27 protein-coding genes and 1 tRNA gene are annotated in these 24817 nt (G+C 67.4%); 10 read left to right on the top strand and 18 right to left on the bottom strand.

Going from position 1 to position 24817, the window contains the following annotated elements; genetic code table 11:
* Positions 1–151: 151 nt before the first annotated feature.
* A complete protein-coding gene (locus ACWDRB_RS58505) occupies positions 152–1372 on the bottom strand; it encodes an MFS transporter (RefSeq protein ID WP_449910110.1) in 1221 nt (406 codons plus the stop codon).
* 220 nt (positions 1373–1592) lie between these two features.
* Between ACWDRB_RS58505 and ACWDRB_RS58500 the strand changes: the two genes are divergently transcribed.
* The 3 genes from ACWDRB_RS58500 (at position 1593) to ACWDRB_RS58490 (ending at position 4449) form a co-directional block, all read left to right on the top strand.
* Positions 1593–2132 (top strand): hypothetical protein, encoded by a 540-nt coding sequence (locus ACWDRB_RS58500; protein WP_449910108.1) that lies wholly within the window; start codon positions 1593–1595, stop codon positions 2130–2132.
* Positions 2133–2261: 129 nt separating this feature from the next.
* Positions 2262–2645, top strand: coding sequence for a hypothetical protein (locus tag ACWDRB_RS58495; RefSeq protein WP_449910106.1), 384 nt, complete (start codon positions 2262–2264; stop codon positions 2643–2645).
* A 151-nt stretch (positions 2646–2796) separates the two neighbouring features.
* Complete coding sequence (locus ACWDRB_RS58490; RefSeq protein WP_449910104.1) at positions 2797–4449, top strand: FAD-binding dehydrogenase; 1653 nt, start codon at positions 2797–2799, stop codon at positions 4447–4449.
* Position 4450: 1 nt separating this feature from the next.
* Here the strand turns inward: ACWDRB_RS58490 and ACWDRB_RS58485 are convergent, their stop codons facing one another.
* Together ACWDRB_RS58485 and ACWDRB_RS58480 are read right to left on the bottom strand one after the other, a co-directional pair.
* Positions 4451–4795, bottom strand: coding sequence for a hypothetical protein (locus ACWDRB_RS58485; protein ID WP_355204180.1), 345 nt, complete (start codon positions 4793–4795; stop codon positions 4451–4453).
* 166 nt (positions 4796–4961) lie between these two features.
* On the bottom strand, positions 4962–5939 hold the full coding sequence (locus tag ACWDRB_RS58480) for an NAD-dependent epimerase/dehydratase family protein (RefSeq protein WP_449910102.1): 978 nt from the start codon (positions 5937–5939) through the stop codon (positions 4962–4964).
* 161 nt (positions 5940–6100) lie between these two features.
* On the opposite strand from ACWDRB_RS58480, the gene ACWDRB_RS58475 reads away from it, so the two are divergent.
* Together ACWDRB_RS58475 and ACWDRB_RS58470 are read left to right on the top strand one after the other, a co-directional pair.
* Positions 6101–7468, top strand: coding sequence for a sensor histidine kinase (locus tag ACWDRB_RS58475; protein WP_449910100.1), 1368 nt, complete (start codon positions 6101–6103; stop codon positions 7466–7468).
* A 30-nt stretch (positions 7469–7498) separates the two neighbouring features.
* On the top strand, positions 7499–7804 hold the full coding sequence (locus tag ACWDRB_RS58470) for a pyrophosphohydrolase domain-containing protein (protein WP_350733106.1): 306 nt from the start codon (positions 7499–7501) through the stop codon (positions 7802–7804).
* A 128-nt stretch (positions 7805–7932) separates the two neighbouring features.
* Here the strand turns inward: ACWDRB_RS58470 and ACWDRB_RS58465 are convergent, their stop codons facing one another.
* The gene (locus ACWDRB_RS58465; RefSeq protein WP_449910097.1) at positions 7933–9720 is read right to left on the bottom strand and encodes a bifunctional metallophosphatase/5'-nucleotidase; all 1788 of its coding nucleotides are present in this window, start codon (positions 9718–9720) and stop codon (positions 7933–7935) included.
* Between the two features lie 161 nt (positions 9721–9881).
* Between ACWDRB_RS58465 and mshD the strand changes: the two genes are divergently transcribed.
* A complete protein-coding gene (gene mshD, locus ACWDRB_RS58460) occupies positions 9882–10820 on the top strand; it encodes a mycothiol synthase (RefSeq protein ID WP_449910095.1) in 939 nt (312 codons plus the stop codon).
* On the opposite strand, the gene ACWDRB_RS58455 is transcribed toward mshD, so the two are convergent.
* The 3 genes from ACWDRB_RS58455 to dcd all read right to left on the bottom strand — a co-directional run bounded on the left by ACWDRB_RS58455 (position 10795) and on the right by dcd (position 13168).
* Positions 10795–11799, bottom strand: coding sequence for an inorganic phosphate transporter (locus tag ACWDRB_RS58455; RefSeq protein WP_355204167.1), 1005 nt, complete (start codon positions 11797–11799; stop codon positions 10795–10797). The two genes, mshD and ACWDRB_RS58455, sit on opposite strands and share 26 nt — an antisense overlap.
* Before the next feature lie 8 nt (positions 11800–11807).
* On the bottom strand, positions 11808–12425 hold the full coding sequence (locus tag ACWDRB_RS58450) for a DUF47 domain-containing protein (RefSeq protein WP_043625094.1): 618 nt from the start codon (positions 12423–12425) through the stop codon (positions 11808–11810).
* 167 nt (positions 12426–12592) lie between these two features.
* Positions 12593–13168, bottom strand: a complete 576-nt coding sequence (dcd, locus tag ACWDRB_RS58445) for a dCTP deaminase (protein WP_397369126.1) — start codon at positions 13166–13168, stop codon at positions 12593–12595.
* 99 nt (positions 13169–13267) lie between these two features.
* Here dcd and ACWDRB_RS58440 point away from each other — a divergent pair.
* Positions 13268–13338, top strand: a tRNA-Gly gene (locus tag ACWDRB_RS58440).
* Between the two features lie 93 nt (positions 13339–13431).
* Here ACWDRB_RS58440 and ACWDRB_RS58435 read toward each other — a convergent pair.
* From ACWDRB_RS58435 to ACWDRB_RS58390, 10 genes are all read right to left on the bottom strand, one after another.
* Positions 13432–14769: a tyrosine-type recombinase/integrase gene (locus ACWDRB_RS58435; protein WP_449910092.1), complete on the bottom strand. Its 1338-nt coding sequence runs from the start codon at positions 14767–14769 to the stop codon at positions 13432–13434.
* Positions 14769–14975: a helix-turn-helix domain-containing protein gene (locus tag ACWDRB_RS58430; protein WP_449910090.1), complete on the bottom strand. Its 207-nt coding sequence runs from the start codon at positions 14973–14975 to the stop codon at positions 14769–14771. Before ACWDRB_RS58430 ends, ACWDRB_RS58435 begins: the two co-directional genes overlap by 1 nt.
* 12 nt (positions 14976–14987) lie before the next feature.
* Complete coding sequence (locus tag ACWDRB_RS58425; protein WP_449910112.1) at positions 14988–16523, bottom strand: replication initiator; 1536 nt, start codon at positions 16521–16523, stop codon at positions 14988–14990.
* A gap of 29 nt (positions 16524–16552) precedes the next feature.
* Entirely contained in the window at positions 16553–16705 is a 153-nt protein-coding gene (locus ACWDRB_RS58420) for a hypothetical protein (RefSeq protein WP_449910088.1), read from the bottom strand.
* Complete coding sequence (locus tag ACWDRB_RS58415; protein WP_449910086.1) at positions 16705–18111, bottom strand: FtsK/SpoIIIE domain-containing protein; 1407 nt, start codon at positions 18109–18111, stop codon at positions 16705–16707. The genes ACWDRB_RS58420 and ACWDRB_RS58415 overlap by 1 nt, the downstream gene beginning before the upstream one ends.
* Before the next feature lie 88 nt (positions 18112–18199).
* Positions 18200–18502, bottom strand: a complete 303-nt coding sequence (locus ACWDRB_RS58410; RefSeq protein ID WP_449910084.1) for a hypothetical protein — start codon at positions 18500–18502, stop codon at positions 18200–18202.
* Positions 18499–18774: a hypothetical protein gene (locus ACWDRB_RS58405; RefSeq protein WP_449910082.1), complete on the bottom strand. Its 276-nt coding sequence runs from the start codon at positions 18772–18774 to the stop codon at positions 18499–18501. The genes ACWDRB_RS58410 and ACWDRB_RS58405 overlap by 4 nt, the downstream gene beginning before the upstream one ends.
* On the bottom strand, positions 18774–19187 hold the full coding sequence (locus ACWDRB_RS58400; RefSeq protein WP_449910080.1) for a plasmid replication, integration and excision activator: 414 nt from the start codon (positions 19185–19187) through the stop codon (positions 18774–18776). The genes ACWDRB_RS58405 and ACWDRB_RS58400 overlap by 1 nt, the downstream gene beginning before the upstream one ends.
* A gap of 501 nt (positions 19188–19688) precedes the next feature.
* Entirely contained in the window at positions 19689–20420 is a 732-nt protein-coding gene (locus ACWDRB_RS58395) for a GntR family transcriptional regulator (RefSeq protein ID WP_449910078.1), read from the bottom strand.
* Between the two features lie 180 nt (positions 20421–20600).
* The gene (locus tag ACWDRB_RS58390; RefSeq protein WP_449910076.1) at positions 20601–20888 is read right to left on the bottom strand and encodes a hypothetical protein; all 288 of its coding nucleotides are present in this window, start codon (positions 20886–20888) and stop codon (positions 20601–20603) included.
* Positions 20889–21203: 315 nt separating this feature from the next.
* On the opposite strand from ACWDRB_RS58390, the gene ACWDRB_RS58385 reads away from it, so the two are divergent.
* Positions 21204–22076, top strand: coding sequence for a DUF5919 domain-containing protein (locus ACWDRB_RS58385; RefSeq protein WP_449910074.1), 873 nt, complete (start codon positions 21204–21206; stop codon positions 22074–22076).
* The gene (locus ACWDRB_RS58380) at positions 22073–22897 is read left to right on the top strand and encodes an inositol monophosphatase family protein (protein WP_449910072.1); all 825 of its coding nucleotides are present in this window, start codon (positions 22073–22075) and stop codon (positions 22895–22897) included. The genes ACWDRB_RS58385 and ACWDRB_RS58380 overlap by 4 nt, the downstream gene beginning before the upstream one ends.
* Positions 22898–23236: 339 nt before the next feature.
* Here the strand turns inward: ACWDRB_RS58380 and ACWDRB_RS58375 are convergent, their stop codons facing one another.
* Positions 23237–23743 (bottom strand): hypothetical protein, encoded by a 507-nt coding sequence (locus tag ACWDRB_RS58375; RefSeq protein ID WP_449910070.1) that lies wholly within the window; start codon positions 23741–23743, stop codon positions 23237–23239.
* A gap of 360 nt (positions 23744–24103) precedes the next feature.
* Here ACWDRB_RS58375 and ACWDRB_RS58370 point away from each other — a divergent pair, with 360 nt between their 5' ends.
* Entirely contained in the window at positions 24104–24658 is a 555-nt protein-coding gene (locus ACWDRB_RS58370; RefSeq protein WP_449910068.1) for a DUF6461 domain-containing protein, read from the top strand.
* Positions 24659–24817: the final 159 nt, after the last annotated feature.

The following is a 24817-nucleotide window of genomic DNA, read 5'->3' as shown; positions in this document are numbered from 1 at the left end:
AGGGCACCACCAAGATGAACTCCCTGCGCTCCGACGACCTCGACGCCCGCTTCCCCGGCCTCATGCGGGCCATCATCGACTCCTGCGTCCGCGAAGACGGCCAGGTCACCGAAGCCCCCTAGGCGAGCGGTTGCTCGGAGGCAGGCCCGCGTCAGGCGCCCGGTGGGGCGACGGCGTCGGGTGGGAGGTGGTGGGAGAGGCGGAGGAGGGTGAGGGCGGCCAGCGCGAGCAGGACGGTGAGCGTGCCCCACAGCAGCGCGGGCGCGGCGCCCAGCAGGGCCGAGAAGGCGGCCGGGGCGACGACGTTGCCGATGGCCCAGGTCTGCTGGTGGATCGCCAGGTAGCGGCCGCGGAGGGCCGGTGGTGCCGTCGCCGCGGCCAGGGCCCATGACGGGGTGGCATGCATCAGCTCACCCGCCGTGAAGACGAGGGTGGCCGTCACCAGGGCGATGACGCGCGGTGGTCCCGGGGGGAACGCGGCCGCCGCGGCGTACGCGACGCACGACACGATCAGGACCGTCCCGCCGAGGGCCATGGCGTGGGTACGGCGGGCGGCGCGCTGCCGTCGCCGGACCGCGAGCTGGCCCACGGCCACCAGGATCGTGTTGAGCGTGTACAGCAGGCCCAGCAGCCAGGCGGGGGCGCCGAGCACCGTGACGGCGTACACCGGCAGCGCGACCGGAAGGACCAGGCGTGTCAGCGTGAACGCCTGCTCGGCCGCCACCAGCCCGAGGAACGGCCGGTCCGCCAGGACCCGCCGGTAACCTCCCCGCTCCGGGAGCACCGGATCGATCGGTGCGCGCCGCCCCGACAGGACCAGGCAGCCGGTGGCCACGACGAAGCTGGCCGCGTTGACCGACGCGATGATCACGAAGCCGGTCGTGCCGCCCAGCGACACCACCCCCGCTGACAGGAGCCCACCCAGGCCGAACGCGACGTTCCTGGCGGTCGACATCAGCGCGTACAGCCGGTCCCGGTCCGCGCCCGTGGCCAGGACCGAGATGTAGCCGCCGGACGCGGGATAGTAGGCCCGATCTCCGAACGCGACCACCGCCGCGACCACGATCAGCGCGGCGAAGCCGTCCACGAACGGGTACGCGGCGAAGCCCAGCCCGCGCAGCACGTACGTACCCATCAGCACCCGCCGCGCGTCGAACCGGTCGATGAGCACGCCGGCCACCGGATTGGCGGCCAGCCCCACCGCGGCCGCGGCCGTCACCCCCAGCCCGACCACGGTCATGGGCAGGCCGGTGACCCGGTGGATGAACAGCAGGGTGAGCGGGTAGTACAGGCCGCTGCCCAGGGCGTCCACGAACATCCCGACGAGAAACGGCCGCACGCCCGACTGGCGCTGCGCGGAGGCGATCGACATGAGCAGGAGTATCAGCACGCGCGAGGGCCGTCGCGGATCGGCCGCCCGCCCTAGACGTTCTACGCCGATGGTCTTAGTACCCGGGTGAGCGCTGCGGCGATCCACGTAAAAGGCCAGGTCAGGAACCGTGCGACACGCTCTCTGCGCGAATGGGGCCTATCGGTCGCGGGTATCGGTCGCATGCATCTCCGGCAACACCACAGGCCTGAAAGGGAGTCAGATGACCACGACCGCAGAGCGTACCGAGACGTCTGAGCGCGACACCGAAGAGCGGGAGGCGTTCGAGTCGCTGATGTTCGCCGCACTCGCGGCCCGCCGCGAGGAAAGCACCGAGATGGGCATCGAGCACCCGCTGATGCTGGCCATGCTCATGCGCCGCCGCAAGGAAGGCGGCACGAGCATGATCGAGCACCCCCTCCTGCTCGCCATGCTCATGCGCCGCCGCGAAGAAGGCACCGAGATGGGCATCGAGCACCCGCTCCTCCTCGCCATGCTCATGCGCCGCCGCAGAGAAGGCGGCACGAGCATGATCGAGCACCCCCTCCTGCTCGCCATGCTCATGCGCCGCCGCACGGAAGGCGAGGAGACCGGCATCGAGCACCCGCTGATGCTGGCCGCGCTCATGCGCCGCCGCAGGGAGAGCGGCATGAACATCATCGAGCACCCTCTCCTGCTCGCCGCGCTCATGCGCCGCCGCACGGAAGGCGAGGAGACCGGCATCGAGCACCCGCTGATGCTGGCCGCCCTTGCGGGCCGATAAGCACCCGATAACCGCCCGACAACCACCCGACGACCGCGCCCGCCGGCCCGCAAGGAAGAACGCCGTCTCCTGGTTTCCCGGCAAGGGGAAATCGGGAGACGGCTCACACCGACCGAAAAGGAGCACCTCATGGCGCCGGAGCAAACCGGTAACTCATCCGAGCACAACCCTCTGGAGTCCATGATCGACGACCTCATCCGCGACATCCTCAGCGAGTCCGGCCAGACCACCAAAGCCCGCACCCGCGGCATGGATCCCATGGCGAGCCTGATCGAATCGGCCCTGTCGTCGACCTCGCGTACGGCGTCGAAGGCGTCGCCGATGGAACGGCTCCTGCTCACGCAGGTGTTGTCGTCCGCGTTGGCGGACGCGCTCGCGCCGGCGCTGGCAGAAGTCCTGGCACCCGAGATCATGAAGTCCCTGGAGCATCATCTGTCTCCCGGCCCGACCAGCGGCATGGCTTCGACGCGCAGCACCGCCAAAGGAGCAACGGGGAGCAGAAGAAAGACCTGAGTCTCCGGCCGCGGCGACAGGGCCCGGCCGCCGTCCGGCGACAGCTCCGCGACGGCGGCCGGGCCCTGCTGCCTGACCGACCGGGGCAGGCGCCCGAAAACAGGGCCCAGGCGGCTTATGGCGCGTGCTGATCAGGTGGAATCATCGGCGCATGAACGCTGACGTCATCGTCGTCGGAGCCGGGCTGGCCGGCCTGGTGGCGACCTGCGAACTGATCTCCCGGGGCAAGAAGGTCGCCGTGGTCGACCAGGAGAACGCCGCCAACCTGGGCGGCCAGGCCTTCTGGTCCTTCGGGGGGCTCTTCCTGGTCGACTCCCCGCAGCAGCGGCGGCTGGGCGTGAAGGACTCCTTCGAGCTGGCCTGGAACGACTGGCAGGGCAGCGCCCAGTTCGACCGCCTGGACGACGAGGACTCCTGGGCCGTGCGGTGGGCTCGGGCCTACGTCGAGTTCGCCGCCGGGGAGAAGCGGGCCTGGCTGGACGGCCTGGGCATCAAGTTCCTGCCCACGGTCGGCTGGGCGGAGCGGGGCGACCTGCGCGCGGACGGGCACGGCAACTCCGTGCCGCGCTTCCACGTGACCTGGGGGACGGGGCCGGGGGTGCTGAAGCCGTTCGTCCGCAGGGTCCGGCAGGCGGCCGGCAGCGGGCTGGTCACCTTCCACCACCGCCACCAGGTGGACGAGCTGATCGTCAGCGGCGGAGCCGTACAGGGGGTGCGTGGCACGCTGCTGGCCGAGGACGACTCGCCGCGAGGAGTGGCCTCCAACCGCGACAGGATCGGCGAGTTCGAGCTGACGGCACCGGCGGTGATCATCACCAGCGGCGGCATCGGCGGCAACCACGACCTGGTGCGCCGCTACTGGCCGGAGCGGATGGGCAGCGCGCCGGAGAGCATGGTCACGGGCGTGCCGGCGTACGTGGACGGCCGGATGCTCGACATCAGCGCCGAGGCCGGGGCGCGGCTGGTCAACCGCGACCGCATGTGGCACTACACGGAGGGCCTGCGCAACTGGGACCCGATCTGGCCGGGCCACGGCATCCGGATCCTGCCCGGCCCCTCCTCGATGTGGTTCGACGCGCTGGGACGGCGGCTGCCCGACCCCTGCCTGCCCGGCTACGACACGCTGAGCACGCTGCGGCACCTGCGCGGCACCGGCCACGACCACTCCTGGTTCGTGCTCACCCAGAAGATCATCGAGAAGGAGTTCGCCCTGTCGGGCTCCGAGCAGAACCCCGACATCACGGGCAACGACCGCAAGGCGTTCCTCCGGGAGCGCCTCCTCGGGAAGGGCGCCCCGGCCCCGGTGGAGGCGTTCAAGCGCAACGGCGCCGACTTCGTCGTGGCCGCCACCTTGGACGAACTGGTCGCCAAGATGAACCAGCTGACGCTCGAACCCCTGCTCGACACCGACCTCGTGCGCCGCCAGATCGAGGCCCGCGACCTGCAGGTGGCCAACCCGTTCAGCAAGGACTCCCAGATCCAGGGCATCCGCAACGCCCGCCGCTACCTCGGCGACAAGCTGGGCCGGACCGTCGCCCCGCACCGGATCCTCGATCCCGCCGCCGGGCCGCTGATCGGGGTCATGCTCCACGTACTCACGCGCAAGACGCTCGGCGGCATCCAGACCGACCTCGACTCCCGCGCCCTGGGGCCGACCGGCGAGCCCGTCGACGGCCTGTTCGCGGCGGGTGAGATCGCGGGCTTCGGCGGTGGCGGCGTCCACGGCTACAACGCCCTCGAAGGCACCTTCCTCGGCGGCTGCCTCTTCTCCGGCCGCCAGGCCGGCCGCGCCGCGGCACGCTGAGCTACTTCCACAGATAGTCGTGACGCGGCGAGGCCCGGCCGACGAGGACCCCGCCGTCGCGGACCTGCCACTCCTGCTGCCCCTCGACCTCGTGGAACACGAGGAAGAGGCCGCAGACGCGATCGCCGTCCGCGTCCGCGGGCGGCAGGGCGGCGATCCGGCGGATCAGCGCGAGAACCTCGCCGGATCGGCTCTCGCGGACGGCACGCGCGTAGCAGGCGGCATCGAGCCAGCCCCCTTCGGGGAAGGCCCAGCCCTCCGTCTCGCCCTGCCGGATGATCCGCTCCGCCTCGGATCGTTGACCCGAGAACTCCAGCCAGCCGCGTATGTAGACCCACGCACTCATAACCACATGATGGCTTGCGGGAAGTCGAGAGCATTTGTCGGAATTGCCTGCGGAGGCCACCGCCCGGACGGCAGACTGTTGCCGCGGCCATCACGAGCCTTTCTCCGTTCTCTGACGAGAGCCCGCGGAGGGGGCCGGGGTGGCCGTCACCATTTCCCGGACACCCTCAGCCCAGCAGCCGCGCTTCTACCTCCGGGGCGAGGCCGACGCTCGGCCGGTCTGGGCGCATCGGGGGCAGGCCGCCGATGCTCCGGAGCCACTCCCACGTGTCGGCCACCGTCTCCTCCAGCGGACGGCACCGCAGGCCCGCCGCCACCGCCTTGGACACGTCGGCCCCGTGCATGAAGTCGTAGCTCTCGCCCACCAGCCAGATCGGCAGGTCCGTCCACGGTTTCACGCCCGCCGCCAGGATGCGCTCGGCCGCCACCCAGCGCAGCTCCGCGTCCGATCCGGTCACCTTGACGCAGGTCTCCAGGAGCTGCCTCATCGTCGCGAACCCCGGCGGGCTCACCACGTCATAGGCCCCGCCGAGCCCGCGCCCGGCCGCCGCCAGGCACCAGCCGGCCAGGTCGCGGACGTCGATGCCTTGCAGGCCGAGGTCGCGCGGCTCCGGGGCGAGCACCGGGCCGCCGCGGGCGATCCGGCTCAGCCACCAGGGCAGGCGCCCGATGTTCTCGTACGGGCCCAGGATCAGGCCCGCACGGGCCAGCAGCGCCCGGTCCCCGAACGCCGCGACCGCCCCGGCCTCCGCCCCCGCCTTGTCCTTGGCGTAGTCGCCGTCGCCGTCGTCCGCCGCCACCGTCACGACCGGGGCGCTCTCGTCCGCGCCGAACGGCACCGGCGGCGCGTACACCGAGCGGCTGGACACGTAGACGTAATGGCCGGCCCGGCCGGCCAGGAGCGACGCGGCCGCACCGACCGCGGCCCGCGCCCACGACCAGGTGTCGACCACCACGTCCCACTCCCCGCGCGCCAGCGCCGCCAGCCCGCCGGGGGCCGTGCGGTCGCCGCGCAGCGCCGTCACGCCGGCCCGCGGCTCGTGCGTGCCGCGATTGAACGTCGTCACCTCCCAGCCCAGCGCCACCGCCTCGTCGACGAACGCCCGCCCCACGAACTCCGTGCCGCCCAGCACCAAAAGCCTCATGGCATCCACCATGGCCCGCCGGGTTCGGGCGCGATAGGTGTGCACGCCCTCAGCGGAATCGCCACCAGCGAATATGCCGGGGCGGACGCGGGCCCGGTCATGTTGCGACGGCCCTGCGCGGGTAAATGTCACAGACAGCGATGAAGTCGGGACGGGACGGGATGGTGAGACGGCTGTTTCCACGCTCGATCCGCGCACGCCTGACCACGGTCGCGACCTCGATAGCGGCCGTGGTCTTCATCGCGACCGCCACCATCACGCTCGCCACCGTGCCCGACAACCTGCGCGACATGGTCCAGACGAGGGTCGAGCTGGCGGCACGGCGGGTCGCCGCCGAGGCGCGGGCCGGAAACCTGCCCCCGGTGCTGGAGACGCCGTCACGCGTCCATGTCCTCCAGGTGGTCTCGGCGGACGGCCGGCTGCTCGCGAGCAGCCCCGGCCTGGCCCAGGGCCTGCGGCTGGCGGACCTCAAGCCCACCTGGCCCCAGGTCGTCCGCGTCGGCGAGCGCACCGTGTCCCGCAGGCCCGACGAGCCCGAGACCCACTACCTGGTCATGGCGATCGCGGCGCAGACCCCTCAGGGCCCTGTGACGGTCTACGGGGCGTCCTCGCTGACCGACGTGGACCGAGCCCTCAACTGGATATATGTCCTGGTGTTCATTGGCACTCCGCTCGTCCTGGTGAGCGTGGCGGGCATCACCTGGATCTCGGTCGGGTCCGCGTTGCGGCCCGTCGAACGCATCCGTGCGGAAATGGCCGAGATCACCGGCCAGGACCTCAGCAGGCGCGTGCCCGTGCCCGACACCGGCGACGAGATCACCGACCTCGCCGCCACCACCAACGACACCCTTGACCGCCTCGAACGCTCCGCCGAGACCCAGCGCCGCTTCGTCGCCGACGCCTCCCACGAGCTCCGCAGCCCCATCTCGGCCCTGCGCGCCCAGCTGGAGGTGGCCCACGCCTACCCCGACGAGACGGACTGGCAGGCCACCGGCGAGCAGGCGCTGGCCGCCGCCGACCGCCTGGCCGGCATCATCGACGAGCTGCTGATGCTGGCCCGGCTGGACGCCGGCGCGCTCAGCGAGCGCCGCGTGGTGGACCTGGCTCGCGTGGCGATGGACCACGTCCGCCGCCGCGAGGGCAACCGGGTGCCCATCATCCCCGACGTGTGCGCCGCGGCGCCCGTCCACGGTTCCCTCATGCAGCTCGACCGCCTGCTGACGAACCTGCTCGACAACGCCACCCGGCACGCCGCCACCCGCATCGACCTGGAAGTGGCCGTGGAAGGCGACAAGGTGGTCGTCACCGTGACCGACGACGGCGACGGCATCCCGCCACAGGACCGGGAGCGGGTCTTCGAACGCTTCACCCGTCTGGCCCCCGCCAGGGCCAAGGACAAGGGCGGCAGCGGCCTCGGCCTGGCCCTGTGCCGCGACATCGCCTCGGCCCACGACGGCACCCTCACCGTCGCCGACCACTCGCCCGGGGCCCGCTTCGTGGTCGTCCTCCCCCTTTACGGGGAGCCGTGATCGGCCGCGGTCTGCCGTAGGCTCGCGCCCATGGATCTGCGCCAGCTCGCCGCCGAGATCGAACCCATTTCCAGCCGGTACGCGGACAAGCTCGGGATCGAGCGCGACGACACCTGGTTCCTGCTCAAGCTCCAGGAGGAGATCGGCGAGCTGACCCAGGCGTTCCTCATGCGCTCCGGCCGGGCCAGGACCAAGGGGCGCACGGCGGACGAGCTGGACGCGGGGTTCCGGGAGGAGCTGGCCGACGTGCTGTGCCACGTGGTCCTCCTGGCCCATCATCACGGGGTGGACCTGGAGGCGGAGGTGGCGCGCAAGTGGCTGGCCTGGAAGCGCTGATGCGTGCGCCGTTACGGCGGCCGGGCCCGTGCGGGTCAGCGGGCGTCACCCTGGAGGCCCTTCGCCACGTGCGGCGGGAAAGGGGCGGCCCGCCCGAGAGGAAACGGGCGGGCCGGAGGGAAGAGGGGTCAGTTGACGGCGGTGATCCGGGTGGTGGCCGGCGGGGCGATGGGGTTGTCCTTGCCGAGCTGCTCGACGAAGGCGTCGATGTCCAGCGGCCCGCTCCACAGGTCGGTGCCGTCCTTGAAGCCCGCGAAGGCGTCGCCGCCGCCCACGAGGAAGTTGTTCGCGGCGACCCGGATCGACTGCGTGTCCGTCACCGGCACCCCGTCGATCTTCATGTCCGACACCTTGGAGCCCCAGGCGGCGCTCCGGCTGTAGGTGTAGGTGAAGTTCGCCGACGGCTGCAGGATCTTGGCGAACGGCTGGTTGTTGGGACCGCCGGTGAACTGCTGCTCGAGCACGGTCTTGAGCTGGGCGCCCGTGAGCGTGACGACCTGCATGAGGTTGTTGAACGGCTGCACGGTGAACGCCTCGCCGTACGTGACGACGCCGTCGCCCTCGTTCGCCGGGGACGTCGCGTACGTCAGGGACGCCCGCACCCCGCCCGGGTTCATCAGGGAGATCTGGGCGTTGCCGCCGGTCTTCGTCCCGGCCAGCTGGCCGTCGGCGATGAGGTCGCCGAGCGCGGACTCGCCGGACGGCGCGGCCGTGTTCGTGATGTCGGCGGTGATCTTGCCGACGGGCTTGTTGGCCACGGGGGCGACGCGGTCCTTCCACGTCTGCACGAACGTCGAAATTTCGGGATCCGGGGTGACCGTCCGGGTCACGACGTGGTTGTCCGCGACGACCGAGGCGCGGTCGATGTCCCGCGTCTTGACGTTTACGTTCAGGTCCACCTGCGTGATGACCCGCCCGAACGAGCCGCCCTGCGAGTAGACGCGGTCGTTGCCCGCCGGGTCCTTGACCTTGCACAGGTACGCCTGGTGGGAGTGCCCGCTGAGCACGACGTCGATCTCCGGGTCCACCTGCGTGGCGATGCGGTTGCCCGCACCCGGGACGGCGCTGCAGGCGTCGGGCGACTGGCCCGCGTTCACCTGGTCGCCCTCGTGCATCAGTACGACCTGCGCCTTCACCCCGACGAGCTTGAGCAGCTTCGAGGCGACGTTCGCGGCCTTCACCTCGTCCACGAACTTGAGGTCCTTGATCCCCTCGGCCGTGACGATGTTCGGCGTGGTCTGCGTGACGAGGCCGATGAAGCCGATCGGCACGCCGTTCATCCACTTGATGCTGACCGGCGGCAGCGCGGGCACGCCCCAGTCCGACAGGACCTGCTTGACCTGCGCCGAGTCCGAGCCGCCGAGGGCGGCGAGCGCGTCGGTCTTCTCGTTGCGGTTCTTGAACAGGACGTTCGCGCCCACGTAGTCGAACTTCGCGCCCTTCCACGGGCCGGCGGGCGAGCAGCCGTCCACCGGGTGGCAGCCGCCCTTCATGATGCGCCGCAGCTCGGTGTAGCCCTCGTCGAACTCGTGGTTGCCCACCGCGGCCACCTTGAGCCCCAGCTTGCCCATGAACTCGACCGACGGCTCGTCGTGGTAGGCCGCCGAGATCAGCGGCGTCGCCCCGATGAGGTCGCCCTGGGCCACGGCGATGGTGTTCTTGTCGGCCAGGGCCTTCATGTGGGTCGCGACGTACGCGGCGCCACCGGCGTCCACGGTCTGTCCGTTCTCGTCCACCATGCGGCCGGAGGATCCGGTGGGGGGTTCGAGGTTGCCGTGGAAGTCGTTGAGCGCAAGCAGCCGTACGGGCACCGTACGAGGGGCTTTGCTCGCGTCCGCCGGGAGCGTGGCGAGCATGACCGCACCCGAGGCGACGGCTCCGGCCAGCGCCAGCCGGAGGAAGGAACGAGACGTCATGGCCCAAGACGTTACGTTGGGAACCTATGCAGCCAATGGCGCAAAGGTAACGATTTGCCAGGCTGTCACATGGCGTTATTTGCCAGTCATACGCCTAGAGTTCGTTCTGTGAGCGAACGGGGGATTGGCGCCACGTGATCGCTCACAGCGAAGGAGGGCCTGTGGGCGAGCATGTGAAGGTCAGGGAACGGCTCGATGACACCGAGGTCGCCTCGGTGCTCGGCCTGGTGGAGGCGGCGACGGAGGCCGACGGCGTCCGGCCGCTCAACGAGCACGTGATGCTCCATCTCCGCTACGGGGGCGACCCGCAGGCCCGGTCCCTGCTCCTGGAGGCGGACGGCACGCTCGTGGGCTACGCTCACATCGACCCGACGGACGAGGTCGAGGGCCCGAGCGCCGAGCTCGTCATCCACCCCGCCTACCGCCGTCAGGGCCACGGCGCGCGCCTGCTGAGCGCGGTCGCGGAGCTGGCGGACGGGCGGCCGCGCCTGTGGGCGCACGGCGACCACGCGGGCGCCGGGGCACTGGCGGCCGCGTTCGGCTTCGAGCGGGTGCGCTCGCTCTGGCAGATGCGCCGTTCCCTCTTCGCCCCTCTTGAGGCTTCCGCCCTGCCCGACGGGGTCGTGCTGCGCACGTTCGTCCCGGGTCAGGACGAGGAGTCCTGGCTCAAGGTCAACGCCGCCGCCTTCGCCCACCACCCCGAGCAGGGCGCCTGGACGATGGACGACCTGCTCCGCCGCGAGCAGGAGCCCTGGTTCGACCCGGAGGGGTTCTTCCTGGCCTTCCGCGGCGACCGGCTGGCCGGCTTCCACTGGACGAAGATCCACGGCTCCTCGTCCCACGGCCACGAGCCCCTGGGAGAGGTGTACGTCGTGGGCGTCGACCCCTCGCAGCAGGGCACCGGCCTGGGCAGGACGCTGACCCTGGCCGGGCTGTGCCACCTGCGCTCGCGCGGCCTCGCCCAGGCGATGCTGTACGTGGACGAGGCCAACACGGCGGCGATCAGGTTGTACGAGTCCCTCGGCTTCAACCGCTGGGACGCGGACGTGATGTACGCGCCCGCCGAGGAGGCGGCTACTCCACGATCGAGTGAAGGATGAAGTAGGAGACGGCGGCCACCAGGGCGGCGGCCGGGATGGTCAGGATCCAGGCGGTCACGATGTTCCCGGCGATCCCCCATCGCACGGCGCTGAGCCGCTTGGTGGCCCCCACGCCCATGATCGCCGTGGTGATCGTGTGCGTGGTGGAGATCGGCGCCCCGAACCCGATGGCCGCCCCGTACAGGACCGTCGCCGCCGCCGACTCCGCGGCGAAGCCCTGGGGCGGGTCGAGCGCGATGATGCGCCTGCCCAGCGTACGCATGATGCGCCAGCCGCCCGCGTACGTCCCCAGCGAGATCGCCCCGGCTGCGGCCAGGATGACCCACTGCGGGATGGGATCGGACGGGTTGGCGAACCCGCCGACGGTGAGCGCCAGGAAGATGACACCCATGGTCTTCTGCGCGTCCTGCAGCCCGTGCCCGAGCGCCATGGCGGCGGCCGAGACGGTCTGCGCGTAGCGGAAGCCGCGGTTGGTCTTGCCCGGCTGGCTGTTGCGGAAGATCCAGTAAATTGCGATCATGATCAGGGCCGCCAGCGTGAACCCGATCAGCGGCGACAGCACCATCGGGATGACGACCTTCTCGACCACGCCGTCCCAGTGCACCACGCTGGCCGAGGCCAGGGCGGAGCCCACCAGTCCGCCGATGAGCGCGTGACTGGAGGAGGAGGGCAGGCCGAAGTACCACGTGATCAGGTTCCAGGAGATCGCACCGATGAGCGCCGCGGCCACGACGACCAGCCCGTGGGGGCCGTCCGGAGCGTCGATGATCCCCTTGCCGACCGTCTGCGCGACCTGGGTGCCCAGGTGGGCGCCGATGAAGTTCATGGCCGCGGCCATGAACAGCGCGGCCCTGGGGGTCAGGGCCCGGGTCGAGACGGAGGTTGCGATGGCGTTCGCCGCGTCATGGAACCCGTTGGTGTAGTCGAATACCAAAGAGATGACGACCACGCCGATGACGAGGGCGAGCGTGAGGTCCACTACTGGGCCTAGCTTTCCTTGACCGCGATCGACTCGACGGTGTTGGCCACGTGCTCGAAGGCGTCGGCCGCCTCTTCGAGGGCGTCGACGACCTCCTTCATCTTCATGACGGTGAGCGCGTCGTACTCACCGCTGAACAGCTTGGCCAGCAGCCTCCGGTAGACCTGGTCGCCCTGGTTCTCGAGGCGGTTGACCTCGATCCAGTACTCGTTGAGGTTCTTCATGGACCGCAGCCGCGGCATCGCCTCGGCTGTCAGCTCGGCGGCCCGCTCCAGCACCTCGACCTGCCTGACCACGTCTTTCGGCAGGTGGTCGAGCTGGTACAGGACGATCAGGTCGGAGGCCGCCTCCATGGCGTCCATCACGTCGTCGAGGTTGGACGCGAGTCGGTAGATGTCCTCACGATCGAACGGAGTGATAAAGCTCTCATTGAGCCGGTTCATGATCGCATGGGTGCGTTCGTCCCCGGCGTGCTCGCATGCACGCATCTTCTCGGCCAGGGCCTCCCTGTCCGATCCGTCACTGATGATCTCTACCAGCAAACGGGATGCGGTGACCAGGTTGTTCGCGGAGTCTGCGAACAGGTCGTAGTAGCTGTCCTCACGTGGCGTGAGACGCAGGCGCACGTCGTTCTCCAGATGTGCGGGGATGGTCCGTGGAAAGGGTACGGGCTACCAGGCGAAATGCGAACTTCATGTCCCCTTCTCCTACTGGTTACCCTGCGTATGTTGTGCGACACCCGGGACAGAGGGTACTTTGGTGTCTTTTTTGTCACGTTACCGGGGGACCGATATCAAACCTTGGTCCGATGGAAGTCCCGGAACGACCTCGACGGCGTCGGCCCCCGCTGCCCCTGATACCGCGACCCGTACTTCGCGGACCCGTACGGATGCTCAGCGGGCGAACTGAGCCGGAACACGCACAACTGCCCGATCTTCATCCCCGGCCACAACTTGATCGGCAACGTGGCCACGTTCGACAGCTCCAACGTCACATGCCCGCTGAACCCCGGATCGATGAACCCCGCGGTCGAATGCGTCAGCAACCCGAGCCGCCCCAGCGAGCTCTTCCCCTCCAGCCGCGACGCCAGATCATCCGGCAACGTCACCACCTCATAGGTGGAGGCCAGCACGAACTCCCCCGGATGCAGGATGAACGGCTCATCCCCATCGGGCTCGACCATCCGCGTCAGATCCGGCTGCTCGACCGAGGGGTCGATGTGCGGGTACCGGTGGTTCTCGAAAACCCGAAAGAATCGGTCAAGCCGTACGTCGATGCTGGAGGGCTGGATCATGTCCAGGTCGAACGGCTCCAGCCCGAGCCGGCCGGCTTCGATCTCGGCAAGGATGTCACGGTCAGATAGCAGCACGGTGAGCAACCTACCGTCCGATCGGAAACTCTGCGGGGTTGGGATTGCTGTTGTGCGCCAAGTTTCCGCTACAGTGGGGGACGCGGCTTCGGGTCGCATGCGGGTGTAGTTCAATGGCAGAACATCAGCTTCCCAAGCTGACAGCGCGGGTTCGATTCCCGTCACCCGCTCTCACTATGAAAAGCCAGGTCAGGGTTGGATTCCCGACCTGGCTTTGATCGTTTCTGAGGCTCTCTTCGATCTTCCGTGCAATTGGCGTGCAATTAGCCCACGGGAGCCAGCACACCGGCCGAGCCGTCATCGTCGCCCTCGTCGTACTTCTTGAGTTGCTGATCGATGGCGTCTGTGATCGCCTGGTCAGCGCCCCTGACCGCGTGCTGGTAGATCATGGCCGCCCTGACGTTGTCGTGCCCCATCCGGGCCATCAGGTCTTTGAGACCGGCCCCCGACATCGCGGCCAGCATGTTGCCCGTGTGACGGAGATCATGGAAGTGCAGGCCGGGCAGTCCCATGTCCTTGACCACGTCCACCCAGCGCGTACGGGTGTTGAAGCCGCTACGCCGCATCGGCCCGCCCTTCGCGGCCGGGAACATCAGTGCCCCCGGCTCGTCCTGGACGTAGGTGTCCATGTGCTCTTTGAGGACGGGGATGATGCTCTCGGGGATGCCCACGGTCCGCCGGCCCGCCTTGGACTTGGGAGGCCCAAGGAGCAGCCCGCCCGTGGAGCGTTCCACGAAGGCGACGCGCACGCGAACGGCCTTGGCGACGAGGTCCACGTCCATCCGACGCAGCGCGCTGACCTCTCCCCACCGGAGACTCGCGAAAGTGGCCAGCAGGGCCATGGCACGGAACCGGCGATCTTGATCGGAATCCGCCTTGCCGTCACGAGCCATGTCCCACAGCGCCCGCTCAGCTTCCGCCCTGGTCATGAAGATCTCGGGATGCGTCCGCATCTCCCCGTGACGCTGGAACCGCAGCCGATAGACCTTGTCCCTGACCTTGCGCACGTTGCCGAAAGGACGACGGCCGAGGCGGTCCGCCAGTTCGAAGACCTGAGGCACGGTCAGCACTGGACGTTCTTCGGCGTGCTCAGCGTCTGCCCCGCGGATCCGACATGGGTTACGAGGAATGATCCCGTCGTCCTCAGCAGCCGTCATGAGCACAGCCCGTAGCAGCCGGTACGCCTTTGCCAGCATGGTCGGTGACACGCCCTTGCCGAGCAGGTCAGCCCGCCATCTCCGGACCATGGCGGTAGAGAGCTTCCCGAGCTGGACACTGCCGAGGTAGGGCGTGATGTGCTTGTTCAGCGTCCACGTGTAGAGATCGACAGTTCGCGGGCGCAGCCCAGGGCGCTCCTTGATCCACGTCTCGGCGTAGTCCTTGAGCTTGATCTTGCCTCGCTCGGGGTCGATCCAGTCGCCCTTGACGATCTCGGCCTCGATGAGGGAGAGCGCACGTTCCGCGTCGCCCTTTCGCTCATAGGTCTCCGGAGCGTTGTGGCGCCGCCCGTCCGGACCAAGGTAGGACGCTTGATACCGGCCGGAGGGAAGCTGACGGATGTTGCCGAAACGTCGGTGGTTCGGCTTGTTGCCCTTGGCCATCAGGCAGCCCTCCCCGTGACGTCATGGCCTGTGAGCGGTGCGACGGTGCCCGCGACGACGAAGGCGATCAGTGCGGACTCTCGGATGCGGACGTGCCGCCCGACCTTCACGAACTCGATCCGGCGTTCGGCGATCAGCCGCCGGACGAAGCGAACCGAGGTGCTGAGCAGTTCGGCCGCTTCCGGGACGGTGAACAGTTGGTCCAAGATCTCCTCCTCTCAGGCTGCCTGCGGATTTGCCGAAAGTTCTTCGAGGCGTCTCAGGTGAGCGCGCCATCGCTGGCGTTCGGCGATGGATCGAAGGAGCCGGACGCCAATCGGTGCGACGTCGGGATCGCCCGGTCTGACGGGCTGCCAGACGTAGCGGTGCGGGTCGTTGGGCTCGTCGGCCTGGCCGAGGGCTTCCAGGACCCAGGTACGGCGGTCTTGCTTGTGCTCGGCGAGCGTCTTGTTGCTCCACTTGCGAGAGACCAGGACGCGCCGACCGGCGTAGCCCAGGTGTTCGGGCGTGTGGGCCTTGGACCGGCAGCGGCCGGGGGCCATCCCGGACTTGGCGTTCTTGGGCTGCACGCCGTAGCGCAGCCAGTTCGGGCAGGTCGGCGAGCACGGCTCGTAGCGCAGGGCATCGACGAAGCGGGCCGCGTGCTCCCGTTGGGCCTGACCGTCCAAGGTCTCGCCGAGGCTCTTCGTGAGGTACTTGGACAGGTACCGGATGCACTGATCGGCGTCCGGCGACCCGGCGAGCACGCCTTTCACGTCCACCTGATCGCCGAAACGGATCACGTGCATGGGCTCGTCCCCGAGCTGGTCGAGGGCTTCGTCCCAGGTGGGCAGGACCTCGCCCGTGTCAGGGTCTGCGTAACCGATGCCGTCGTTCCAGACGGGCAGGTAGTCACCCTCGAAGCGCGCTTCATCCGCCTGAGGCCACCAAATCTGGTGATAGGTCGCCGCCGCGATCTGCTTCATCTCGGCGCGCGGCAAGGTGCCCCGGACGGCGATGTGCAGATGCGGAGCGAGTCGCTTCTGAGGCTCCACCGTGGCGAAGTACTGCACGTCATAGCCAGCGACCCGGCGAAGGTTCTGCACGAACCGGTCCACGAGCTTGGAGAAATGCAGCGCATCACGGGCCGCCCGAACGTAGTCGTACGCGTCCGGATCGATGGGAGCGCCGTTCATGACCTTGCCGTAGCTCGGCAGGGTGAGCGTGACGAACAGAGAAGGCCGGTAGGTCCTGCCATCCGCCGCCTCGAAGGTCCGCCCCAGAGTCGTGCTGGCCATCTTCCGCTTGGGCAGGTCGGGTGCGTCCTGGCGACGCTTCGTTGAGCGGACCCGCTTGGACCCCGTACGACTCAGCACGTTGCCGCGCATCCCGGCCTCATTGATCTCGATGTCGAGCCCGGTGAGCACGGCGTCCAAGTCGGAGGTGTCGCCGCCGGCCTTTTCCTCCTCGTCGCGCTTGGCCTGCATGTCGGCCCGGAACTCGACGAGCCAGCGCTGTCCATCGGTCGTCTCGTCGGGCGTGATGATCGGTTCCTCGTCGAGATGCCAGCCCTCACGGCACTGCGCCATCCGAAGCTGCCGGTTGCGCTTGGCGCACGGAGGACACTTGCTCTCCAACGGCGAGCCGCACGGGACATCGACGACCTCTGACTTGCCGGTCGTCATGTCGAGCCGCTTGAGTGCCACGGGCCGGATGCAGACGCCGTGAAGCTTGGCGATCTCCTCGGCCACGTCGCGGGCGAGCGGTTGAGCCATGCGGACAGCCCGCGGAGTCTTGCGGTCGGTCAACGGACCTCCTCTCCGACCTCGGGGAACGTGAGCGCGGTCTGTCCGCACTCGGAGCACTCGACCAGGCCACGCAGCGAGTCGAGCCAGAGGACATTCAGCGCGCCGCACAGAGCGCACCGCAGGCCGTCGAGGAAGTGAGCCAGCGTCATCAGGCCTCACCAGCCATCGCCCGGATGTCGTCGTCGGAGACGTACGCGGCGCGGACGCGGATCGGATCGGGGCTGGTCTCCAGTCGCACATATCCGACGCCTGCGCCCTGCTCCGGACGAGGAGAGATGCGATCGGCCAGCGCGCCGCGATCCCTCGCCCCGTCACCGAGCACCATGTCCACCTGCTCCGACTCGTCAAGCCGTAGAGCGATCTTGTCCGGGAAGAGGTTGCGGATGTTCATGACCTCCTTGCGAGGGTCCTGGAGAGCCGCCAGGATGCCCACGCCGACCGCGCGTCCCTGAGTGGTCAGCGTGGCCAGGGCAGCGGAGATGCGTTGCCTGAGCTGCCTGTCGGACTGATAAGCGGTAAGGAACGCCACCTCATCGACCACGACCAGGACGAAGGGGTCGTCGAGGGTAGGTGTGTGCGATCGCTGAACCCCGGCGAAGCGGGCCGCACGCTTGTGCATGACGCTCACGGCCTCGTCGAGCAGGTCAGCGCAGTCGGCGGGATCGGCCGCGTACCGACCGCCGAAGAGAGCCTTGCCGTACGAGAGCTCCATCAGCTTCGGGTCGAGCGCCCAGATCTCGACCAGGCCCGCATGCATCGCAGGCATGAGCCCACGAATCGCTGACCAGATGATCGAGCCCTTGCCCGCCCCGGTGGCACCGGCGACGAGGACATGAGTTCCGTGCAGCCGGAGAAGCCATGGCGAGCCGTCCTCTTGCCTGCCGATCTCGACCAGCCCGACGGTCGGTGTATCGGGAATCGGAAGCGCTGCTATAGGCGTGGCCAGCGGATCGTGGCGTGGAAAGGTCAGCACGAGCACACCGGCCTTGGCCACCGAGACGCGGCACATCTCCGCCCTGAAACCATGGGACAGGTTCTCGATCCTGTCGGCCCAGTCCTTGACCGCCTGGCCGTCGAGCATGCGGACGGTGAGCCTGTCGGCCCAAGAGTCGGAGGTGACCTTGACCAGCCGCGGAATGTACTCCCGTCCGCGTATGTGCCGAGCCAGCCCGGCGACGGTCATGACCGGTTGCCAGTGCCGCCGATAGATCCAGAACCAGCGGGCGAAGGCGACCAGTCGCCAGCCGACCCATCGCGCGAACGTGGGCCTGTCGAGAATCGCCCAGGCGCCCATGGCTACGAGAGCCGTAGCGACAAGCGGCAACGCGACGCGCCAGCCGTACACGAGGCAGAGCCCAGCGGGAACGGCGATCGCGACCAGTGCGACAGGATGCCGCCAGACGAGGCGGAAAAGGCCGGCTACGAACCGAGCGGTGAAGATGACCAGGGTGATGATGGCCGGGGTCTGCACCACGGCCGGTTTGAAGACCACCGCCGTGTCAGGGGTGGTGGAGACGATGCGGTGCGGCTCGTCGCCGGGCATCCTCTTGAACATTAGGGTGAAGTCCTTCCAAGCATGTCGTGTGTGTACGGAAGACCGAGGGGCCGCCGGAAGTTGCCGCTTCCTGCGGCCCCGCTGAACATCAGGCCGCCTCGTCTGCGGTGGCTTTGTCTGACTGGCCGGAGTGCAGCCGCTCGCAGTCGGCCAGGTACCGAGCGGCGGCGTTGAAGATCTCGCGAGCAACGGTCAGGTCATCGTCGGTCACCGGCCCTGAGATCGAGACGGTCACCGAGGCGTCCGAGGTGTCCAGGTCGAAGCAGGGCTTGCCGCTCTCCCCGAGCCAGGCGCGCGCCCGCAGCTCCGCCGAGCAGAAGGCGACACTGACCCGTGAGGGCTGATCGGGACGCACGGAAACGGTGACGTAGGTGTACGGGCTGAGCGTCATCGACCAGCCACCCCCAGCCTGTTCGGGAGACCGTGGAACATACGCTCCACCGCACCCGCGAACATGGCAGCCTCGCGTGCCAGGCTCCGAGCGAACTCGACATCGTCGAGGGTGACGTGATCGTTGGCCGACGTGGTGACGAGCACCTGTGTGCCGCCGAAGACAAGCCCCAGGACCGGCGCCCGCTGCGGATACGGATGGTTCCGCACATCAGCTCCCTGACCGACCTTCAGAGCGATCGTGCTGACCGGACGGGCCTTCCTCCGCCCCATCACGCCGCGTCCTTGGCAGTGGCTGTCGCCTTACCGGCCGGACGAGGAGCACGCATCTCGCGAACCTTGATCGAGTACGCCAGCCGCCCGGCCTGGTTGACGTACGGCGTTGCGGTCATGTGGTCGAACTCGACCGGCGTGAACGGCAGCCCAGCCATCGGAGCCGGAGGAACCGGCTGCACCGGGCTGAGGATCTTGACAGAGACGGTCTTCTGGGCCGCCTTGAGCGTGGGGTCGGCGTCCATGACGCTGACCTGCCAGACAAGCTCTCCGCTCTGCTTGTCGCGGGTCTGGACGAAGCGCCCGTTGGTCGAGGCGTCGAAGTCCTTGACGGGCTCGACCTCGCCGACGATGTAGCAGCCGTGCGGGAAGACCATGTCGAACGTGACGGGGATGGGACCTTGCAGTGCCATGAGGCTTGCTCCTAGCTAGTCGTCTTGTCGCTAACTCGTCTTGTCGAGTTGTCATGAAGATACCCCGCTTCCGAGCACTCGACAACACAAGTTGGCGACATTTTTCTTGAGGCCAAGCGATACACCAACGCTTTGAGGAGAATTACGCCTGTTTGTCGTACAGAAAGAGAGCGTGATGGCTCAGCGGATGTCGGCCCAGGAGGCTGTTCTCAGCCTGATGTCCTTGGCTTTTATTGAGATCCGGCATATGGCTCGAATGGGACACTCCCATAGACCTGCGGATGCAGATTTCCCCGCAGATTTCGTTGAGCAGATCGGACTAATCGCCGATCTATGCCACAATCTCCCCGGCGACTTCAGTCCGCGAAGAAAGAGGGAACGCGAACAGCGCGCAATCGCAAGCCTGAAGTTCCTCCTGCGAACGCCGGAGAGCCACCACAGCCGATGGGTGAAGGAACAGCTGACGGAGTTGGGGTACGACTACTCACATCTACTTGAAGGTCAAAGCGAGTAAGCGTCTTCCAGCTCATGGAGATCGCCGGGAAGCACCAGGTCCACGACGAGCACGGGTCGTCCGCCGCCGTTGAAGACGCTTGCCAGCACTCCAAGGACCGGTGTCGTCTTGCGCACTTCCAGGAGCTTTGCTTCCTCGGACGAGGGGTGCCGGGCACTCAGTCGCTCAACGACGTGTTGGAGCTTGAGACTCTTGCTCGCATGAAGATGCTGCCTGATGCCGGCGGGCAGTGGCTGTGCCTTGTCGAGCTGCGTGCCTTCGGCCTGGTGTGCCGGGCACCAGACGGTGAACAGATCGGTTGGCCGCTCGTCGTCGCGGAACAGGACACGGCGCCGTACCACGGGAGACCCCTCCGGCACGTCGAGTAGCTTCGCGACTGATGCTGTCGCCGTCAGGTGCCCAGCATCGATGACGGAGCAGTCCTCATCAGCTTCCACTCGATCTAGAACAGCTCGTCCCGTCCGGGTGTTCTGATTCGCTGAGCCGGGCGGGGTCGCCTTCACGAAGGATCCCTTGCCATGCTCCCGATCGATGACCCCGCGGAGTTGGAGGACTTGAAGCGCCCGCACGACAGTGGGACGGCTTACCCCGAACTCCCGAACAAGCTGCGTTTCGGAGGGCAACAAAGAGCCGGGCGGATATGTCCCGTCCGCGATCTTCTGCCTGATCGTCTGCACGATCTGGGCGTACTTCGGTGGGGCGAACTCTTCAGAGGACATGACGACCATCCAACAACTCGACTTGTCGTAAAGCCTAGTTCGAGTTGAACGGTCTGTCTCCCCCTCGCACACAGGAACCGTACGGACTGGTGGGGGACTGTCTGACTGCGCGACAGCAGTCCCCCACCAACCCAAGGCACGACGAGATGGGCACCCCTCCGCACCCCTCGCCGCGCCCGCTTATCGGACCCGACCTTCGAGAAGGGCTACCCAGACGCCTTGCGCCTCCTTGCGCAGCCATCGATACGTCTCATGAACCTGTGTTGCCCCGGCGCTTCGCTGAGTCCGGCGGATGAAGGAGTGGCCCGCTGCATTGCACAGCTCGTACACCGTGTCCTCGCAGTCACAGGTGTAGGCGGTCACCCGGACCAGGTCCTCCGCCTTGTGGGGCTCTTGCCAGACCAAGCGCATGTGATCCGGTTGCGGCGCCGCGACATGGAAGCTGAAACAGTCGATGTCCATCGTCACGACAGCGCACCCGCCTCTCCGGTCCCGTTGCATCGCCAGCAGTCGTCCCGGTGCCTGTCGTCCGAGACGGCGCCACCGGGGTTCTCAGCCGCCACAACAGCCCGGCGAAGACTGACGTATTTCCAGCCTCGTCCCGAGCAAGAGTCACATCGCGCAGTCATGCAACGAGGATTGCCCGAGGGACTGTCACGTCTCGATCGCCCGCGAGTACCGTCTGTGATCGACTCGTCTCCGTTCGTCTCGTCTTTGTCTCGTCCGAGCCCGTCTCTGTCGCTAACCTGGGCCTATATGGCACCCCAGCCCGAGGCGCGGATCATGACTGACCAGCCGATCCTGTTGAAGACCCTTCTGACGCAACGCCACTGGCAGACCTACAGCACGTTCTGTAAGGAGTACGACAAAGCCGCCAAGAAGGTGGACCCGTCGTTGCAGGGTGGTTGGCCGAGCCGTGCGCAACTCCATCGATGGCTGACAGGCGAACTCAAGGGCTTGCCCTACTCCGGTCACTGCCGCGTCTTGGAAGCGATGTTCCCCGGCAAGTCGGCACGTGAGCTGTTCTCCACGAACGCCGTCGAAGTCCCCACGCCGAGGGCAGAGCCAGAGCCAGCCCGAAGCGCCGGCCCCGAGGTTGCAGCCTGCGCGATGCCGCAAATGGCCGACGTAACCGCGGTCTTCAGCAGCCGCTCCGCCTTCTCATCCGCGTATCCCCCATCGACGATGTTCGACAGCGCGAAGGAGATCAACGCGGCGGGCCTGTCGCTCAACGTCATCTGCCAGAGCTACCCCGACCATCAGCTCAGGCGCCTGCTGGACTCCGGCACTCGCATCCGCTGCCTCTTCCTCGACCCCAAAGGCCAGGCGATCCGTGCCCGCGAAGCAGAAGAGCGCTACACCGACAGCACTCTGACGACCCTCACAGCACTCAACATCACCATGTTGACCAGGCTGCGCGATCGACTCGACACCGCCTCGGCCCAGCGCCTCGAACTTCACGTCTACGACGAGACGATCCGCTTCAACTTGCTGATCGTTGACCGGGCGCTCTGCGTGGTCCAGCCGTACCTACCGCAGTCCCGCGGAGTCGACTCGCCAACCTTCGTGATCAAAGACAACACCGCCGCGGAGGGGTTGTTCCCCGTCTTCGACCGGGTGTTCAGGGATATGTGGGAGCGGAGCAAACCTGTATGACCATCGAGGCCCGAACGCTTCTCCCAATCGCCGAACGCGCCGCATCGATCGCCAGCGAGATCATCAGAACCAAGGCTCCAGGCGTCGTCACCTCCAAGGGCGACCGCGACATGGCGACTGAGGTGGACTACGCCGTCGAGCACGCCGTACGAGAGTTCCTGTCTCGTGAAACACCCGAGATCGGATTCCTCGGTGAGGAGGAGGGCGTCAGTCGAACAGGCGATGGTCTGATGTGGGCGCTGGACCCCGTGGACGGGACGGCGAACTTCCTGCATGGCATCCCGTTGTGTGGGGTGTCCCTGGGTCTGGTGGACAAGGACATGCCCACGCTCGGGGTGATCGATTTGCCGTTCCTCAACCTCCGCTACTCGGCCGCCGAAGGAGCCGGCGCACAAGCCAACGGATCTCACATTCAAGTGAGCGACGCCCGCGACCTGGAAACTGCCATCGTCGCCATCGGCGACTACGCCGTGGGCGAGCACGCCCAGGAACAAAACAAGCCACGACTCGCCCTGACCCAAGAGCTAGCCGCACGCGTCCAGCGCATACGGATGTTCGGCTCAGCCGCGATCGATCTCGTGTGGGTGGCAGACGGCAAGATCGACGCCAACATCATGCTCAGCAACAACCCATGGGACACCGCCGCAGGCGTCACCATCGCCCGCGAAGCCGGGGCCACAGTGATCGATCTCGACGGCAGTGCGCACAGCATGACCGCCCTCGCGACCATCGCCGCAAGCCCCAAGCTCGTAGCCGACCTCGTGGAGCTCATCGCCGAGGCTCGCGAGGCCACAAGGCACAGCCAGCACACTGCCGAATAGCTCTTGTAGGTATCAAGCGGCGGCGCGGCGCGCCGCCGTACTCCCGGCCCTCCGCCCGCCCGCCGTCCGGGCGTGCGGCCTGGGGGCCGGTCCCGGACGGCAGCGGGACACCGGGCCGGGCGCCGCGCGCCAGCACCGCCGTACCAACCGAACGCACCGGCCGGGGTTGCCACGCCGCCGCACAACTAGAGCCCTTACGATCGCCGCGGCGTGGTCGGCCACCGTATGTGCTTGGGGGCGATCGGAGGTCTGGGACTTCGTTCCTCAGCCCCAGCCCACGGTCGGTGACAGTTCCCACCGAGCGCGTTACTGCGTCCAGCAGATGTCACCCGATTAGCCCTACGTCTGAAGCTGCTGCCTTCCGGCTTCGATCTGCCTCAACAGGCGTGCGGTTCTACCACCAACGCCAACTGGGCACCGACCAATCGCTCGGAGCAGGCCGACGTCAGTCATGCTGTCTGTGATCCGAGGTATTCCCTCACGATCGATGATGTCGAGAATGGTCACACCGATGGGTTCAACATCTTCGTCAGCATGAAGCAAGTGGCCGCTGGTGATCTGATCGAGCCAATCATGGTCGGACCAGACTGACGGACGTCGCGTGAAAGCTCCGTCTTTTTCCGCCACGAACTCCTGTAGATAACGGGATGCGACACCGATATGGATCCCAAAGCTAACTCGCTCTCGAGTGCCGACCTTGGGGTTCCGGCTGATCAGCACGCTTCCGATGTGGCCGTTCGGGCCGTTGACATAATACTTGCCACTGCCGCCCCGAAAACTTCGCTCATGCATTCCCGGAGTAATGAAGTGCTTCAGCAGAGAACGGTACGTATCCTGAGCCGTCACAGCTCGAACGTATCGCGCCAGGAGGAGTATGCGTGCCGTTGCGTGCCCGTTCCTACAGCGATCAGCGGGGACTCACGGTCACTCGACGGGCGTATGCCCAGGTCAGCGTTGCCCTGTTCAGAGGCCATGATCCAGAAAGAGTTCCCAAGCTGACAGCGCGGGTTCGATTCCCGTCACCCGCTCTCACTATGAAGAGCCAGGTCAGGGATAGTTTCCGACCCGGCTTCGATCGTTTCTGGGGCTCTCTTCGATCTTGCGTGCAACTAGCGGTGTGCGCAGTGCGCCTCTAGCTGGACATGCCCTGCTTGTTGGACCTTTCTGTAGGATCGCCGCGACCGAACGACCACTGGGGAGATGCTCATGAGCGGCGCGATCGCGGGAGACTACGCCTGGCTCCGTGATGCATGGACCGATGGTGTCGGCACCACCCTTCTGTGCATCAACTTTGTACGAGGACTGTCCCCTGCGGATGCTCTGCGGCGGGTCAAGGTCACCCCGGGCACCTCAGGAGATTACGGGGTCGCCGCCTATGCCGCCGAGGGTGGAACCGTAATGGCCGAGAGCGGATGGGCAACCAAGTACGTCACCAACGTGGCGGAACCACTCTCCCTGGGCACAGCTGTGGCCACCGTCTTCGCCGACCTTAAGGGCTCGGACTTCACCCACGAGGTCAACGAGCAGCTGATCACCACGTTCAGCCTGTACAGCTACCGGTTCCGCAAGGGCAACGATCCTGACAGGTTCCTCGCCGACGTGCGTGAGCTCGGGCTGTACCCAGATGACGACGGATACGCCGACGACCCCATCTCCAGCGCCCTCGCCTTGGCTTCACGGGCCACCGGTGTACGTCTCTCACGCAGCCAGTACGCCAAGCCTGCACTGACCGGTTCGACCGACCATCTATACCCTTCCTGATGAGGTCAGAGCCTTGATCGCCGTGCCATTAGCGTGCCATTAAGAGGGGCGACGAGGGGTCAACCACGGTCACTCACGACCGGACTCAGGCGCAGGTCAACGCCTCTACGAGCCAAGATCCCTGCAATTCCCAAGCTGACAGCGCGGGTTCGATTCCCG

The sequence above is a fragment of the Nonomuraea sp. NPDC003707 genome (genome assembly GCF_053587055.1).
This window is presented reverse-complemented; position numbering and strand designations above follow the sequence as displayed.

What these genes read in the sequence shown, in the direction of transcription:
- ACWDRB_RS58505 (WP_449910110.1), bottom strand. Translation starts at nt 1,372, where the DNA reads ATGTCGATCGCCTCCGCGCAGCGCCAGTCGGGCGTGCGGCCGTTTCTC.
- ACWDRB_RS58500 (WP_449910108.1), top strand. Translation starts at nt 1,593, where the DNA reads ATGACCACGACCGCAGAGCGTACCGAGACGTCTGAGCGCGACACCGAA.
- ACWDRB_RS58495 (WP_449910106.1), top strand. Translation starts at nt 2,262, where the DNA reads ATGGCGCCGGAGCAAACCGGTAACTCATCCGAGCACAACCCTCTGGAG.
- ACWDRB_RS58490 (WP_449910104.1), top strand. Translation starts at nt 2,797, where the DNA reads ATGAACGCTGACGTCATCGTCGTCGGAGCCGGGCTGGCCGGCCTGGTG.
- ACWDRB_RS58485 (WP_355204180.1), bottom strand. Translation starts at nt 4,795, where the DNA reads ATGAGTGCGTGGGTCTACATACGCGGCTGGCTGGAGTTCTCGGGTCAA.
- ACWDRB_RS58480 (WP_449910102.1), bottom strand. Translation starts at nt 5,939, where the DNA reads ATGAGGCTTTTGGTGCTGGGCGGCACGGAGTTCGTGGGGCGGGCGTTC.
- ACWDRB_RS58475 (WP_449910100.1), top strand. Translation starts at nt 6,101, where the DNA reads ATGGTGAGACGGCTGTTTCCACGCTCGATCCGCGCACGCCTGACCACG.
- ACWDRB_RS58470 (WP_350733106.1), top strand. Translation starts at nt 7,499, where the DNA reads ATGGATCTGCGCCAGCTCGCCGCCGAGATCGAACCCATTTCCAGCCGG.
- ACWDRB_RS58465 (WP_449910097.1), bottom strand. Translation starts at nt 9,720, where the DNA reads ATGACGTCTCGTTCCTTCCTCCGGCTGGCGCTGGCCGGAGCCGTCGCC.
- ACWDRB_RS58435 (WP_449910092.1), bottom strand. Translation starts at nt 14,769, where the DNA reads ATGGCCAAGGGCAACAAGCCGAACCACCGACGTTTCGGCAACATCCGT.
- ACWDRB_RS58425 (WP_449910112.1), bottom strand. Translation starts at nt 16,523, where the DNA reads ATGGCTCAACCGCTCGCCCGCGACGTGGCCGAGGAGATCGCCAAGCTT.
- ACWDRB_RS58420 (WP_449910088.1), bottom strand. Translation starts at nt 16,705, where the DNA reads ATGACGCTGGCTCACTTCCTCGACGGCCTGCGGTGCGCTCTGTGCGGC.
- ACWDRB_RS58415 (WP_449910086.1), bottom strand. Translation starts at nt 18,111, where the DNA reads ATGTTCAAGAGGATGCCCGGCGACGAGCCGCACCGCATCGTCTCCACC.
- ACWDRB_RS58410 (WP_449910084.1), bottom strand. Translation starts at nt 18,502, where the DNA reads ATGACGCTCAGCCCGTACACCTACGTCACCGTTTCCGTGCGTCCCGAT.
- ACWDRB_RS58405 (WP_449910082.1), bottom strand. Translation starts at nt 18,774, where the DNA reads ATGGGGCGGAGGAAGGCCCGTCCGGTCAGCACGATCGCTCTGAAGGTC.
- ACWDRB_RS58400 (WP_449910080.1), bottom strand. Translation starts at nt 19,187, where the DNA reads ATGGCACTGCAAGGTCCCATCCCCGTCACGTTCGACATGGTCTTCCCG.
- ACWDRB_RS58395 (WP_449910078.1), bottom strand. Translation starts at nt 20,420, where the DNA reads ATGTCCTCTGAAGAGTTCGCCCCACCGAAGTACGCCCAGATCGTGCAG.
- ACWDRB_RS58385 (WP_449910074.1), top strand. Translation starts at nt 21,204, where the DNA reads ATGACTGACCAGCCGATCCTGTTGAAGACCCTTCTGACGCAACGCCAC.
- ACWDRB_RS58380 (WP_449910072.1), top strand. Translation starts at nt 22,073, where the DNA reads ATGACCATCGAGGCCCGAACGCTTCTCCCAATCGCCGAACGCGCCGCA.
- ACWDRB_RS58370 (WP_449910068.1), top strand. Translation starts at nt 24,104, where the DNA reads ATGAGCGGCGCGATCGCGGGAGACTACGCCTGGCTCCGTGATGCATGG.